General features: G+C 35.3%; 12 protein-coding genes. 5 read left to right on the forward strand and 7 right to left on the reverse strand.

What is annotated here, in order from left to right:
• Positions 1-21 precede the first annotated feature (21 nt).
• From FA048_RS08670 to FA048_RS08680, 3 genes are all read right to left on the reverse strand, one after another.
• On the reverse strand, positions 22-1,620 hold the full coding sequence (locus FA048_RS08670) for a SusD/RagB family nutrient-binding outer membrane lipoprotein (RefSeq protein WP_317130520.1): 1,599 nt from the start codon (positions 1,618-1,620) through the stop codon (positions 22-24).
• A gap of 17 nt (positions 1,621-1,637) precedes the next feature.
• Positions 1,638-4,961, reverse strand: coding sequence for a SusC/RagA family TonB-linked outer membrane protein (locus FA048_RS08675; RefSeq protein WP_136839918.1), 3,324 nt, complete (start codon positions 4,959-4,961; stop codon positions 1,638-1,640).
• Between the two features lie 508 nt (positions 4,962-5,469).
• Positions 5,470-6,234, reverse strand: a complete 765-nt coding sequence (locus FA048_RS08680) for a DeoR/GlpR family DNA-binding transcription regulator (protein WP_136841261.1) — start codon at positions 6,232-6,234, stop codon at positions 5,470-5,472.
• A gap of 151 nt (positions 6,235-6,385) precedes the next feature.
• Here FA048_RS08680 and FA048_RS08685 point away from each other — a divergent pair, with 151 nt between their 5' ends.
• The 5 genes from FA048_RS08685 to bioD all read left to right on the forward strand — a co-directional run bounded on the left by FA048_RS08685 (position 6,386) and on the right by bioD (position 12,084).
• Positions 6,386-7,978, forward strand: a complete 1,593-nt coding sequence (locus tag FA048_RS08685) for a glycerol-3-phosphate dehydrogenase/oxidase (RefSeq protein WP_136839920.1) — start codon at positions 6,386-6,388, stop codon at positions 7,976-7,978.
• A gap of 22 nt (positions 7,979-8,000) precedes the next feature.
• Positions 8,001-9,491 carry a glycerol kinase GlpK gene (glpK, locus tag FA048_RS08690; RefSeq protein ID WP_136839922.1) on the forward strand — a complete coding sequence of 497 codons (1,491 nt, stop codon included), beginning with the start codon at positions 8,001-8,003 and terminating at the stop codon, positions 9,489-9,491.
• A 54-nt stretch (positions 9,492-9,545) separates the two neighbouring features.
• Positions 9,546-10,283 (forward strand): MIP/aquaporin family protein, encoded by a 738-nt coding sequence (locus FA048_RS08695; RefSeq protein ID WP_136839924.1) that lies wholly within the window; start codon positions 9,546-9,548, stop codon positions 10,281-10,283.
• Between the two features lie 65 nt (positions 10,284-10,348).
• Entirely contained in the window at positions 10,349-11,470 is a 1,122-nt protein-coding gene (locus FA048_RS08700; protein WP_136839926.1) for an aminotransferase class I/II-fold pyridoxal phosphate-dependent enzyme, read from the forward strand.
• 2 nt (positions 11,471-11,472) lie between these two features.
• The gene (gene bioD, locus FA048_RS08705; RefSeq protein ID WP_136839928.1) at positions 11,473-12,084 is read left to right on the forward strand and encodes a dethiobiotin synthase; all 612 of its coding nucleotides are present in this window, start codon (positions 11,473-11,475) and stop codon (positions 12,082-12,084) included.
• Positions 12,085-12,350: 266 nt separating this feature from the next.
• Here the strand turns inward: bioD and rplT are convergent, their stop codons facing one another.
• The 4 genes from rplT to thrS all read right to left on the reverse strand — a co-directional run bounded on the left by rplT (position 12,351) and on the right by thrS (position 15,501).
• Complete coding sequence (rplT, locus tag FA048_RS08710; protein WP_055131818.1) at positions 12,351-12,695, reverse strand: 50S ribosomal protein L20; 345 nt, start codon at positions 12,693-12,695, stop codon at positions 12,351-12,353.
• A 69-nt stretch (positions 12,696-12,764) separates the two neighbouring features.
• On the reverse strand, positions 12,765-12,965 hold the full coding sequence (gene rpmI, locus FA048_RS08715; RefSeq protein WP_136839930.1) for a 50S ribosomal protein L35: 201 nt from the start codon (positions 12,963-12,965) through the stop codon (positions 12,765-12,767).
• A 27-nt stretch (positions 12,966-12,992) separates the two neighbouring features.
• On the reverse strand, positions 12,993-13,562 hold the full coding sequence (gene infC / locus FA048_RS08720; RefSeq protein ID WP_113652646.1) for a translation initiation factor IF-3: 570 nt from the start codon (positions 13,560-13,562) through the stop codon (positions 12,993-12,995).
• Between the two features lie 13 nt (positions 13,563-13,575).
• On the reverse strand, positions 13,576-15,501 hold the full coding sequence (gene thrS, locus FA048_RS08725; RefSeq protein ID WP_136839932.1) for a threonine--tRNA ligase: 1,926 nt from the start codon (positions 15,499-15,501) through the stop codon (positions 13,576-13,578).
• Positions 15,502-15,585 lie beyond the last annotated feature (84 nt).

Here is a 15,585-nt window from a genome sequence, read left to right on the forward strand (position 1 = left end):
ATTTTAAAATGATGTGAAAAATTATGGTTTTTGCCACCAAACCAATGTATTAATGTCGTCAGCTCCTTGCGTAGCTATAGCATTTTTGTAATTAGTTGGATTAGTTGATTGGGTAATAGTTGGATAAAACAATCTAGCAGGCATTTTAGCTCCATTTACTAAACCCGGTCCTTTTGGTAATTGCGGATGCCCAGTGCGTCTATATTCAAACCATTGTTGAAAGTCTACCAAAAACATAGCGTAGTATTTTTGAAGATGTATCATTTCCATTTTACTATTATTACCGTAGGTCGAATCGTCTAAAGGAAGTGCTGGCTTCCAAGCTAAATTATTATCATTTAAATAGCTAATAAAATTAGCTTGAGTTAAACTCGAAATAAAATTTGGTCTCCAATAATTGATAGCGTCAGCTATACCCTGATGATAAAAATCACCTGCATTACCATTAATCCATCCTTTTGCAGCTGCCTCTGCTTTTATAAAGCTAACCTCAGCTACATTCATGATAATGCCTGTGTAAGCATCTCGTTGTAAATTATATGATTTTTTTCTAGCAGCAGTCCCCGTACCATCTACATCGTCGTCGGCATTAAAATGTGCCAATATACCTGGAATCGCACCTGGAACAGATCCGCTAGGGATACCTTCTACTCCATCTATGCTCCAACGTGATGTATAAGAAGGTGCCCCCATGTTAGTTACGCATGGATGTCCCCAAGTCATCAATTTTCCCAAAAAGAAGTCACATAAGCCTATTGCCCTGAAATCATTAGGACGTATACTAGACATAAAAGGTGAAGTATATAATGCCGCTGCTGAATTTGAACCTGTCCATAATATCCTACCATTATCTCCATTTTGATTAATAGCACCTTGGTCATTGTTTGTAATAATAGGATAATTAGCAGGATTAGTATCGATAATCTCTTTTATTTTAGCTACTGTATTAGCAGCTACTTCTGACTTTCCTGCAATACGCAACAACAATCTCAAATATAAAGAATTGCCTAATTTACGCCACTTAGCTACATCTCCTTTGTAAACTGGGTCACTTTGAGGAACAATTGCCCTTCCCTTTTTAAGTAGTTCGTTAGCCTCTTCTAATTTTTTAAACAAATCCAAATAAATGTCTTTCTGTTTATCAAAAACCGGTTGTAGATTATTTCTACCATCATTAGCTTGGGTATAGGGTACATCTCCGTAAGTATCGGTTAATAAAGAATATATCCAAGCCTGCGTAATCAAGGAAATACCCTGATAAGATTCGTTAATACTTTCCGGCTTACTTGCAATAGTGTAGATATCTTTAATATTGGTTAAATTAACATACCAACCGTTCCAAGTATTATCTGCCTGGGTACGTCTGATATCATATCTAAATACCTTTCCTTCTGCAGGGCTCAATTCAACAGTAACCTGCATTAACTCGTTATTGAAATTACGGTTACGCAGCATATTGGTTGCCATAAGATTGACTAATGTTGGCGCTAAAAGTTGCTCAGGAGTAGCTTTCACATTGCCCAGTGGATCAGTATTTACCTCATTAAAGTCTTTCGTACATGAGAATGTAGATAAACTTAAAGCGGCTAAAAGTATATATATGATATTTTTTTTATTCATTTTCATCATTTTAAGTATTAAATGCCCACAACTAAACGTAATCCATAATTTCTTGTTGATGGTAGCTGTCCAACTTCAAAACCTTGTTGAATATCAGAACCAGACAATGTTCCAAACTCAGGATCGAAACCTGGCCAACGCGACCATATAAATAGGTTACGTCCATACGCACTGATTGTCATTTTACTAAAACCAATTCTTTGCAAGAATTTCTTATTAAAACTATAAGTAAGATTGGCTTCTCTAAACTTCAGGTAATTTGTGCTATAAACCGCTCCTTCTGCTTGGTTATAACCTATTGTCTCATAATAACTCTGTATGTCGGCAGCTATCACATCATTTGGCCTATAGGTTCCCAAACGATTACCATTCACATCTGTATTCTCTACCACTCCTTGTCCTAAAATACCATTATATCTACCAGGCAAGGTAAGTGATGATTTACCAAATCTTAATAATTGAGCCATTGTCATAGAGTGCCCTACCGCTCCTAATTGAGCATCGAAAAGTACATTCATACTTACTTGTTTGTATGTAAAACCTGTACCAAAACTATATCTAAATAAAGGCATTGTATTGCCTAAATACCTTATATTATTATCAATTCTTGGTACGCCAGTTTTTTCGTCAAATATGATTTGCCCATCAGATGTGCGCAAAAAGCCATTGCCATATAAATCACCCATACTACCACCAACTTGCGCCACAATTTGTCCTCCATTACCAAATCCACCAGTACGTAACACAACTGAACTATCAGCCAATTCTTTAATTTTATTACGGTTGGCTGTGAAAGTACCATTAACCGTCCAACTGAAGTTCTTAGATTTTATTGGCGTAGCGTTCAATGCAATTTCAATACCCTTATTATCAACTTGTCCTACGTTAAACACACCTATATTATACCCTGTTGATTTATCGAGGATACGGCTAAGTATTTGATTTTTGGTATTCCCTGAATAGATGGCAAAATCTAAATTTAAGCGATTATTAAACATCTTTAAATCTAACCCTAATTCTACGGTAGTAGTAATTAATGGTTTAAGATTTGCATTAGGCAAAATGGTTGGATTAGTCAATGCATTGCCTGGATATGTATTATTTGCAGCTATTAAATAGTTGTATTCAGTACGATAAGGAATAGTACTACCACTACCTACTTGTGCAATAGAAGCTCTAAATTTCGCAAAGCTGATAGACTTTGGTAATTTCCAATAATCTGAAGCTATGAAAGCTAAACTTGCAGAGGGATAAAAGAAACCCACATTATCTGTTCTTGTAATGGTCGCCAAAGTACTGTTCCAATCTTGACGGGCCGTTAAATCTAGATATAAATAATTTTTATACGAAAAAGATGCTGTTCCATAAAAACTGTTGATCCTGTAACGTGCAGTATCCGGCGCATATACTAATGGATTAAGGTTATTATCTAATCTGAAAATATTTGGCGTAACCAAACCATCAGCACGAACTTCTAATCTATTATATTCGTTACGCATTTGGCTTCCACCTAAGCTAGCATTCAGTTGAAAATCTTTGCCTATTTTTTTATCATATTTCAACATGAAGTCAGCACTAATTTCGTAAGAGCGTATGTTACTTACACGATAAGCACCTTGAGCCCATCCAGTTCCATTAGCACCAAAAGGTCTTTTAGTTTCTCGCACATCCTTATTCAAATCCCCAGAAGCACGAACCATTAAACTTAGTTCTTTGGTAAATTTATAGTTAGCTTGTATATTACCCAAAAAACCATTACGACGTTGTCCATTCAAGTACTGTTCAGAAATGGCGTAAGGTCCTTCTGGAAATGAGGTGGTTAAATCCGAAAATTCTATAAATTCTCTACCAGTTTTCCAATAATCTCTGTACCAATCGGTATTGATGTTCGGTTGAGAAAATGCAAACCAGTACATTAAAGATTGATTACCAAAACCTGTAGTAGGCAAATTATCGGCATTTCGATTACTATACTGTGCCTTTATGTTGACACTAAGTTTTTTGGTGATATTTGAATTAGCATTTAAAGCTACAGATGTACGTTCTAAACCTGTATTTGGAACGATCCACTCATTTTCACCATGACTAGCAGTTAACCGTAATCCAACTCCTTTATACGTACCATCTAAAGTAAGGGAATTTGTTTGCTCAAAACCAGTAACAAAAAAAGCGTCAATAGGATCTTCGTATGCCACAAATGGTGTACGTGTTGTACCAAGTGCTTTAGTTGCTGGATCATATTGATAAAACATTAATCCCGTACCCAATGGAGGTCCGTAAGCGGCACTAACAGCACCTGTTCCCCATTGATAGAAATTGGAACCATCATTACCCAAACCAAACTCAGTTTGCCTATCTGGTTTTCTATTCACTTGCTCCCAAGCACTGTTAGAAGTAAATGTAATCCCCACCGTTTTTCTATTCTTGGTTGCAGATTTAGTGGTTATGACAATAGCTCCATTAGCACCACGTTGTCCATACAAAGCCGAAGCTGCTGGTCCCTTAAGCACAGTCACACTTTCAATATCCTCAGAGTTTAAATCATTCAATCCACTCCCAAAATCCACTGGCATAATATCACCACCTGTACCGTAAGCACCACCACCTGTAGCTGCAGTTCTTCTGGAACTACTTGAAGCAACCACACCATCAATTACAATAAGTGCTTCGTTGTCTCCTGTTAAATTGTTTTCACCCCTTAATATAATTTTATTTGAAGCAGCAGGTCCACTATTACGCACTAAATTTAAACCTGCAACTTTACCAGACAAAGCATCAGTCCAGTTACTCGAAATAGCATTAGTAATCGTGGTGCTGTCTAAAGTTGTAGTTGCATAACCTAAAGCTCGTTCAGAACGTTTAATACCTAAGGCGGTGGTAATTACAACCTCACTTAACTGGCTTGAAGATTCTTTAATACGAATAACTAAGTTAGCTTGGCCATCATTAAATGTTCTAGTTATAGTAGCGTAACCGATCATAGAAAAGCTAACTACCGTGCCTTTTGGTACACTGATTGAAAACTCTCCATTTTCATTAGTAACACCTAAAACTTTTCTAGTGTTATCAACAACAGTAATACCTGGCACCACCTGTCCATCAGCATCATCAACAACTTTACCTTTTACAACCACATTTTGTACAGTAGTTTGTTGTGCAAAAGATTGTGCTGATGTAATTGCTAGAATTAAACTTCCAAACAAGAATAGTTTACAGGAAAAAATACCACTGTAGATTAAATTAAAACTACTTCGTTTTTTGTACTGCTTTTCCGCGTCTTTAGTTTCACTACGCAAGTTATGCCAAAGCAGAGCAACATGTTGAGTAAATGTTTTGTTCATAATTTATTGATATATCCGGTTAGTTTATGCAAACAATTTAGTTCTGCTACCGAAGTCGCAAAAGTAAGCGACGAACGTTAAGCCAATATTAACTATTCGTTAATAGTTTCGAACTTTTTTATTCCGATTTATTTAATTTTATGTTATTAAATATTTCGATATAAAAATATAAAAACAAATTGAAACTACTAATTATTTTTAAATATTCAAAAATGATTGGCTTTTTTAGAACAAAAACAAGGTTTAATTAAATTAACAGCGTAAGTAATTATTCAATAATAATTGCCATTACAAATCAAAAAGACTTAAATTCCCTGCTGAAGAATATTATTTTAGCTAACATAGATTTAACACGCAACATTTCGGTTACAAGGAATAAGTTCTATGAAAGAATAGCAATGAGATTAATATCGAAACTTGCTCGAAAGGTTAATAACAGAAATAAAACTTCTTATTAGTTAATTGAAAGGAACTGAATAGCCATTAATATATAAGAGTAAAGGACTAATTAAACGATAGTGACCGTAACACCTAGTCCTTCAAGGTGATTTACAATTTGCTGAGATATACCTTTATCAGTAATAATATGATCTATATCTTCAAGCCCACAAATTTTACCAAAGCCCCTTTTACCAAACTTAGTAGAGTCGGCTAGAACAATTGTTTTTTGTGAAACATTGATCATTTTACGGTTTAGATGAGCTTCCATTGCATTAGTGGTGGTTAAGCCGTAATCTAAATCAATTCCGTCAACACCTAAAAACAGTGTGTTAAAATAAAAATCTTGAAGTACTTGTTCTGCATAAACCCCCATTACAGACGATGAGCTTTTACGCAATATACCACCCAATTGAATGACCTCAATACCAGGCTCTCTTAACAATTCTAATGCAATATTTAAAGCAGATGTTACAACTGTTAAATTAAGTCCAGCGGGAATGTTTTTTACAAAATATAACAAAGTAGTACCAGAAGCAACGACTACAGAATCATTCTCTTTTAAAAGCTTGGCAGCAGCAGCACCAATCTTGTTTTTCTCAATTGATTGTAGCTTTTCTTTTTCGTTAACTGGCCTGTCAACTGTATATGGATTATTAACTGTAGCACCACCATGTGTTCTAAAAAGCAAGCTTTTATCTTCTAATAGCTTCAAATCTTTCCGTATCGTTACAGATGAAACTTTTAGTTCTTTACACAGTTCAACAACATTTATATACTGATCTTTTTGTATCCTGTTCAGTATAAACTGATGTCTTTCAGCTAAGTTCATTATCATATTTGGGTCTTCTTGTTTGCAAAATAATAAATAAAATAAAGACTCAATCTATTTGGTTAAATAAAATATTTTTTTTAGTTGATTTTTTATATTTCGAAATGATTACTTATACTTGCTTATTGTTTCGTTTTATTATTTTTCATTATTAATGCGTAGAATACACAGTTATCGTTTATCAGATCAATCAACCTGGGATGTAATCATTATTGGTGGTGGCGCAACAGGATTGGGCACTGCACTTGACTCGGCTAGCAGGGGCTTAAAAACATTACTCGTTGAACAGTCCGATTTTGCCAAAGGCACATCTAGTAGAAGTACCAAATTAGTACATGGCGGCGTGCGTTATTTGGCTCAAGGTGATATAGGACTAGTTAAACATGCTCTTCGTGAGAGAGGATTGTTAGAACAAAATGCTTCTCATCTAGTTCATAAAGAAGAATTTATTATCCCTTGCTATGATTGGTTTTCTGTAGCAAAGTACCTAACTGGATTAACGCTATACGACTGGCTTGCAGGTAAATATAGCTTTGGAAAATCTAAATATTTATCAAAAAAAGAAACATTAAAAGTAATGCCTGGCATTAAGCAAAAAGGCCTTAAAGGAGCTATTAGGTATTTTGATGGCAAGTTTGATGATGCTCGTTTAGCTATAAATATTGCTCAAACTGCAACTGAACAAGGAGCTACCTTAATTAATTACATGAAAGTAGTTAACCTTTTAAAAGAAGGAGATTGTGTAACCGGAATTGAAGCTGAAGATGCGATAACACAGGAAAGATTTAAACTTAAAGGGAAAATAGTAATCAATGCAACAGGAGTTTTTGTTGATGAGATTTTACAAATGAACAACCCTAACGCAAAGAAAATGGTTCGCCCTAGCCAAGGTGTTCACATTGTACTAAAAAAGGAATTTTTAAATAGCGAATCTGCACTTATGATTCCAAAAACTGCAGATGGAAGGGTTTTATTTGCAGTACAATGGCATGAACATCTATTAGTTGGAACTACAGACACACCTTTAGACGAACATAGTTTAGAGCCTCGAGCTTTAAAAGAAGAAACAGATTTTATACTAGCCACTGCCGGATCTTACTTTAACACTAAACCTACTGAAAATGATATCTTAAGCGTTTTTTCTGGTTTAAGGCCATTAGCCGCTCCTACCGATTCAAATGGCAATAGTACTAAAGAAATCAGCAGGGATCATAAATTAATAGTTTCTGCAAAAGGTTTAATTACAATTACGGGAGGTAAATGGACTACCTATAGAAGAATGGCAGAAGAAACAATTGATTTAGCGATTAAACATAGTGGATTCGAGCCCAAAAGCTGTGTAACAAAAAATCTTAAGATTCATGGGTGTGCAATTAGTACGGATAATAACTATATGAATATTTATGGGTCTGATAGGGAATTTATTGAAGATTTATGCAAAAAACAACCTGAACTAAGTAAAAAACTACACCTTAACTTTCCATATACAGAAGCTGAGGTGGTTTGGTCAATCAGAAATGAAATGGCAGAAACTGTTGAAGATATTTTAAGCAGAAGACTAAGAGTGCTTTTCATTGATGCAAGTGCAGCAATTGAGATGAGCGAAAGAGTTGCTTCAATTTTAGCAGAAGAATTGGGTGCAGATAAAAATTGGAAAGAGAATCAAATAGAAATATTTAATAAATTAGCTTCTGGATACATCTATCACGCTAATAAAATTGATCACAAACCAGCTTTAGCGAGTTAGTAACCTAACCAAATATAAACTTATGAGCAAATACATCCTATCTCTCGATCAAGGAACCACAAGTTCGAGAGCAATAGTTTTTAACCATGATGGTGAAATTGTTGCCATTGCGCAAAAAGAATTCACACAAATTTATCCTCATGCAGGTTGGGTTGAGCATGATCCATTGGAAATTTGGTCTACGCAATTATCTGTAGCTGCCGAGGCTATTGTAAAAGCTGGATTATCGGCAACTGATATCAACTCAATTGGAATCACTAATCAAAGAGAAACTACAGTTGTATGGGATAGAGAAACTGGTCAACCAGTTTACAATGCAATTGTTTGGCAAGATAGACGTACATCTGATTATTGTGATAGTATTAGAAAACAAGGGCTATCTCAAAAAATTCAAGATAAAACTGGTTTAATAATCGATTCTTATTTCTCTGCCACAAAAGCAAGATGGGTTTTAGAGAATGTAGCAGGTGCAAAAGAAAAAGCAGCTGCTGGTAAATTGGCATTTGGAACAATTGACACTTGGTTAATTTGGAAATTAACAAATGGTGCAACTCATGTAACTGATGTAAGTAACGCATCTCGAACCATGATTTACAATATCCACACTTTAAGTTGGGATGAAGAATTACTGGATTTATTTGGCATTCCAAAATCAATGTTACCAGAAGTAAAATCATCAAGTGAGATTTATGGCGAAACCGCTGGGAATGTTTTAGCAGCTAAAATACCTATCGCTGGTATCGCTGGTGATCAGCAATCTGCCCTATTTGGACAAATGTGTACAGAAATTGGAATGGTAAAAAATACATACGGCACAGGTTGTTTTATGTTAATGAACATTGGTAAAACTCCAAAAATCTCTGTTAATAACCTTCTAACTACAATTGCTTGGCAAATAAATGGTGAAGTAAATTATGCATTAGAAGGAAGTATTTTTATAGGTGGGGCCGTTGTACAATGGCTTAGAGATGAACTTGGCATGATATCTAAATCTGCTGATGTAGAAACGTTAGCTTCTAAAGTTCCTGATACACAAGGCGTTTATATTGTTCCAGCATTTGCTGGCTTGGGAGCCCCACATTGGGACCAACATGCTCGTGGAACAATAACTGGCTTAACTAGGGGTACAAATAAATCGCATATTGCAAGAGCTGCATTAGAAAGTATTGCTTACCAAACCATGGATGTTTTGAAAGCTATGGAAGCTGATGCTGGAGTTGGTATTTCAGAACTAAGAGTTGATGGGGGTGCAACAGCAAATAATCTTTTAATGCAATTTCAGGCTGATTTATTAAACTGCAAAGTGATTAGACCAGAAGTTACCGAAGTTACGGCAATTGGGGCAGCCTATCTTGCAGGTTTGGCAACAGGTTTTTGGGATAGTATAGATCAAATAAGATCTCAATGGAAAATCAATAGAACATTTGTAGCAAGTGATAATATTGACAATACAACCCGAATTAAAGGTTGGAATAGAGCGATAAAAGCTGCAAGAGTTAACGCAGAAGATTAAAAATATTTACAAATTGCAAATCCCTTTGGATATTGCATTTAACCAAATAAAAATATGAACGTATACCTATCAGAATTCATTGGCACAGCATTAATGATATTATTAGGCAATGGTGTAGTAGCAAATGTTGTACTTAAGGATACAAAAGGCAACAATAGTGGTTGGATGGTGATAACTACTGCTTGGGCCCTAGCTGTATTTGTTGGTGTTGTAGTTGCCGGTCCACATAGTGGTGCACATTTAAACCCTATTGTAAGTTTAGGTTTAGCTATTGCTGGAAAATTTAGTTGGGCATTAGTGCCAGGATATGCAGGTGCTCAAGTTGCCGGTGCAATGACCGGTGCATTCTTAGTTTGGCTAATGTATAAAGATCATTTTGATGCTACTGAGGATCAAGGATTAAAAGCAGCTCCGTTTGCAACCGGTCCAGCAATAAGAAATTATACTTCTAATTTAATATCAGAAATTATTGGGACTTTCGTTTTAATCTTCGTCATTTTCTATTTTACTGATGCTAATATGGGCACTAAAGAAGAGGCCACTCCTATTGGTTTAGGGTCTTTAGGCGCAATACCTGTAGCATTTTTAGTTTGGGTAATTGGTTTAGGTTTAGGTGGCACAACTGGATATGCAATTAACCCAGCTAGAGATTTAGGACCAAGAATAGTTCATGCTTTAATTCCAATGAAGGGTAAAGGTGGTAGCGACTGGGCCTATGCATGGGTACCAATTATAGGTCCGATAATAGGCTCTTCCTTAGCTGCTTTAGCTTTTTTAGCATTAAACCCTTAATAATTTGATAAATATTAAATAAGGAAAGCCTCGATAATCTCGGGGCTTTCTTTATTTTTGAATGAATGAACCAAGCAGAAAATTTTCTTCAGAAAAAATTGAATGAAAGGGTTGAAAAAGGGCTATTAAGGAAACTTACAAGTACCTCACTCCCAATTGATTTTTGTTCAAATGATTACTTAGGTTTTGCAAGATCGTTAGCGTTAAAGGAATTAATCGATAAGCAAAGTAGTGAAATTGAAAATTTTAAAAATGGATCTGGTGGTTCACGTCTATTAAGTGGAAACCATCCTTTTACCGAAAAAACGGAACAATTCATTGCAAATTTTCATCATGCACAAAGTGGATTGATTTTTAATTCTGGCTATGATGCGAATATTGGCTTATTATCCTCAATACCTCAACGTGGAGATACTATAATTACAGATGACCTTATACATGCAAGTTTAATAGATGGTGCAAGATTAAGCTACGCAGAACGATTTAAGTTTAAACACAATGATTTAATAGATCTTGAACAAAAACTAAAAAATGCAAAGGGCATTACCTATGTAGTTGTAGAAAGTGTTTATTCAATGGATGGAGATACTGCTCCCCTAGTAGAAATAAATGAGCTCTGCAAAAAGTATAATGCTAATTTAATTGTTGATGAGGCACATGCTACAGGCGTTTTTGGGCAGCAAGGCAAAGGATTAGTCTACCAATTAGGCCTAGAAAATGATGTTTTTGCCAGGATTGTAACTTTTGGCAAAGCGATGGGAACTCATGGTGCTATTATTTTAGGCAATGATACACTTAGAAACTACCTGATTAATTTTGCAAGATCTTTCATTTATACAACTGCTGCTCCTTTACACAATATTATCTCGATAAATTGTGCTTATCAGCTCTTATCAAGTGGAGATTTTGAATATCAAATCCAACAAAAAATAGCCTTATATAATCAATTAATTAAAAATATAAATTTGCCAGTAATTAAAAGTACAAGTGCAATTCAAACTATGTTGTTTGATGATAACGATAGCGCTAGAAATGCAGCAGCTGTTATGCAAAGCAAGGGTTTTGATGTCAAAGCAATTCTAAGTCCAACTGTGCCAGAAGGAAAAGAACGGTTAAGAATTTGCCTTCATACTTATAACAGTGATCAAGAAATAACCGATTTGGTTAATGAATTAAAAGTTTTGTAATAATGGCCAATAAATATTTTATTACTGGAATTGGAACTGGAATTGGAAAAACAGTTGTTAGTGCAATTTTAACCGAAAAATTAAAGGCAGACTATTGGAAACCTATACAATCTGGGGATCTAGAGCAAAGTGATAGCTTGACAGTTGAGAGTTTAATCAGTAATCAAAAAACTAAAATTCATCCAGAAACTTACCGATTAAATCACCCACTATCACCACATTTATCTGCAAAGTTAGATGGAGTTGAAATCGAATTAAACCAATTTCACCTTCCAAAAACTGATAATTCGCTTATAGTTGAAGGCGCTGGTGGCTTACTAGTTCCGTTAAATGATAAAGAACTAATTTTAGATTTGATTAAGCATTTGAATCTTGAAGTTATTGTGGTTTCACAAAATTACTTAGGAAGCATAAATCATACATTACTTACCATTAATACCCTACAGCAACATAATATTGCTATTAAAGGCATAATTTTTAATGGGGAAGCTAATTCGGAGAGCGAAAGCTATATTTTGAATTATACTCAAATTAATCATTTAGGAAATATCCAGGCCCTCAAGAGTTTAGATAAAATAAATATTATTGAAGCAGGAAAAAGTTTAAATCTTTAGTAATCCCCTTTTGCATCTCTGTTTCTTGCACAATTTGAAGTTTATAAACTGGATTGAAGCGATCTCCTGATTCTTCATCGGGAATAGAGCGTAAAGCCAGACTGACATTAATAAAAGTGATGAAATTGCTTTTCTAAAACATTACCTGTCATACCGACTTCGGAGGAATCTGATCAAAGAGATTCTTCGCTGTGCTCTGAATGACAAAAAAATGGTCATAAAAAAAGGGGAACAAATTGCTCCCCTTTTTTATTGTAATGTATTTCTTATTTTACTGCATCAATGATTGCTTTGAAAGCATCTTTATGGTTCATTGCTAAGTCTGCTAATACTTTACGGTTTAAACCGATGTTTTTAGCTGCCAATTTACCAATTAATTGAGAGTAAGATACACCGTGCTCACGTGCTCCAGCGTTGATACGTTGGATCCACAAACCGCGGAATTCTCTTTTCTTAACTTTACGGTCACGGTAAGCATATTGCAAACCTTTTTCTACCGTGTTTTTAGCAATGGTAAATACCTTGCTTCTTGATCCCCAATAGCCTTTGGCCATATTTAGGACTTTTTTCCTTCTGCGTCTAGCAGCTACTGCGTTTACCGAACGTGGCATAGTGTGTTGTTTTTGATAAGCGGTGTTGCTTTCGCAATCTTAGTTACCGAGTATCTGGTTAAAAATTAATTATTTACCGATTGCAAGCATACGTTTAACGTTGCCCATATCAGCTGCACTTACCAGACTTGTCTGGCCTAAGTTACGCTTACGTTTAGTGCTCATTTTAGTTAAAATGTGACTTTTGTATGCGTTCTTTCTTGAGATTTTACCTGTTCCAGTAAGCGAAAAACGCTTTTTAGCACTGGAATTGGTTTTCATTTTTGGCATAACCCTGTTTTAATTTATATAATTGTATTACTTCTTTGCTACTTTAGGAGCTAATGTTAAAAACATACGCTTTCCTTCTAATTTAGGTAATAATTCTACCTTACCTATTTCTTCTAAGGCTTGAGCAAACTTTAACAATAAGATTTCACCTTGTTCTTTGTAAACAATAGCTCTACCTTTAAAGTGTACATAAGCTCTTACTTTCTCACCATTTTCTAAGAAACTAACAGCATGCTTTAATTTAAATTGAAAATCGTGATCGTTTGTATTAGGACCAAAACGAATTTCTTTAATTACCGTTTGTTTAGCATTTGCTTTTATCTCTTTTTGCTTTTTCTTTTGTTCGTAAACAAACTTGCTATAATCGATAATACGGCAAACTGGTGGAACTGCATTTGGTGAGATTTCTACTAAATCTAGCTCCAATTCATCAGCAAGTGCCAAAGCTTTAGCCAAAGGATAAATCCCTGGTTCAACATTATCTCCAGCTAACCTAACTTCTTGAGCCCTGATATACTGATTAATATTATGTTCTGCTTCTTTTTTCTTAAAAGGAGGACGTGGTCCCCTATTAAATCCTGGTCTTCCTAATGCCAAATGTAAATCCTGTTTAAACTGTTATTTCTTTATTAATTAATGCACTAAATTCTGCTAAAGTCATCGAACCTAAATCTCCTTCGCCATGTTTACGAACTGAAACTTTTTGCTCTTCCATTTCCTTTTCGCCAATTATTAGCATATAAGGCAACTTTTTAACTTCAGCATCTCTGATTTTTCTTCCAATCTTCTCATCTCGAAAGTCTATCAGCCCGCGAATATCGGAATTATTTAGTTCATCTGAAACTTTTTTTGCATATTCTTCATACTTTTCTGAAATAGGAAGGATAATATATTGTTCGGGCGAAAGCCATAATGGAAAATTACCAGCACAATGTTCAATTAACACCGCCACGAAACGCTCTAGCGAGCCAAATGGAGCACGATGAATCATTACCGGACGATGTTTTAAATTATCGCTACCTGTATACTCTAACTCAAACCGCTCAGGCAAGTTATAATCTACCTGTATTGTGCCTAACTGCCATTTTCTACCCAATGCATCCTTAACCATAAAATCTAGCTTAGGTCCATAAAAAGCAGCTTCACCAAGTTCTACTACGGTTGGTAATCCCATTTCTTCTGCAGCTTCTATAATTGCAGTTTCAGCTAGTCTCCAATTCTCATCAGAACCAATGTATTTTGCTTTATTTTCTGGGTCGCGTAAAGAAACCTGTGCAATATAATTATCGAATCCTAAAGATTTGAAAACATACAAAACAAGGTCGATTACTTTTTTAAACTCTTCTTTAACTTGATCTGGACGGCAAAATAAATGTGCATCATCTTGAGTAAATCCTCTTACACGGGTTAAACCATGTAACTCACCACTTTGTTCATACCGATAAACAGTACCAAATTCTGCAAAGCGAACTGGTAAATCTTTATAAGAACGAGGTTTAAACTTGTACATTTCGCAGTGATGCGGGCAATTCATCGGTTTTAAGAAAAACTCTTCTCCTTCTTGGGGTGTTTTTATTGGCTGAAAACTATCTTTTCCATATTTATCATAATGACCCGAAGTAACATATAAATTTTTATGGCCAATATGAGGAGTAATTACCTGCTCATAACCAGATTTAACTTGGGCTTTTGTTAAAAATTGAACTAAACGCTCACGTAAAGCGGTACCTTTTGGCAGCCACATTGGCAAACCAGCACCAACTTTTTCAGAGAACATAAATAGCTCTAATTCCTTACCTAGTTTACGGTGATCACGCTTTTTAGCTTCCTCAATCATCAACAGGTACTCTGTTAGTTCACTAGCTTTTGGAAAAGTTACTCCATATATACGAGTTAGTTGCTTTTTAGTTTCATCCCCACGCCAATATGCACCAGCAACATTCATCAATTTTATAGCTTTGATAAAACCAGTGTTTGGAATATGTGGACCGCGACATAAATCAGTAAAAGCACCTTGAGTATAAAAAGTGATTTTACCATCATCTAACCCTTCTAAAAGATCTAGCTTATATTCATCACCTTTTTCGGTAAAATATTGAATTGCATCAGCTTTGCTTACGCTTTTTCTGCTAAACTCTTCTTTCTGTTTAGCGAGCTCAAGCATTTTGGTTTCAATGGCTTTAAAATCGTCTGAAGAAAATTCTCTATCTCCAAAATCTACATCGTAGTAAAAACCAGTTTCTATGGCAGGGCCGATACCGAATTTTGTTCCTGGATATAGCGATTCTAGAGCCTCAGCCATTAAGTGGGCTGAAGAATGCCAAAATGTAGCTTTTCCGGCAGTGTCGTTCCAAGTTAATAATTTTACGCTTGAATCAGATTCAATTGGTCTCGATGAGTCCCAAATTTCTCCATTCACTTCTGCAGCTAAAACGTTTCTTGCTAAGCCTTCTGATATAGATAAGGCTATTTGATGGGCAGATGTGCCCTTTTCGTACTGACGACTAGAGCCATCAGGTAAAGTAATGTTAATCATCTACAACTATGATTTAAAAGTTAAAAATTTGTTTAGTTAAATCACCTACTACGTGATTTTTGAAATGCAAAGATAAGAGTTATC

It is taken from the genome of Pedobacter polaris (genome assembly GCF_005116505.1).
Classification (GTDB): Bacteria; Bacteroidota; Bacteroidia; order Sphingobacteriales; family Sphingobacteriaceae; genus Pedobacter; species Pedobacter polaris.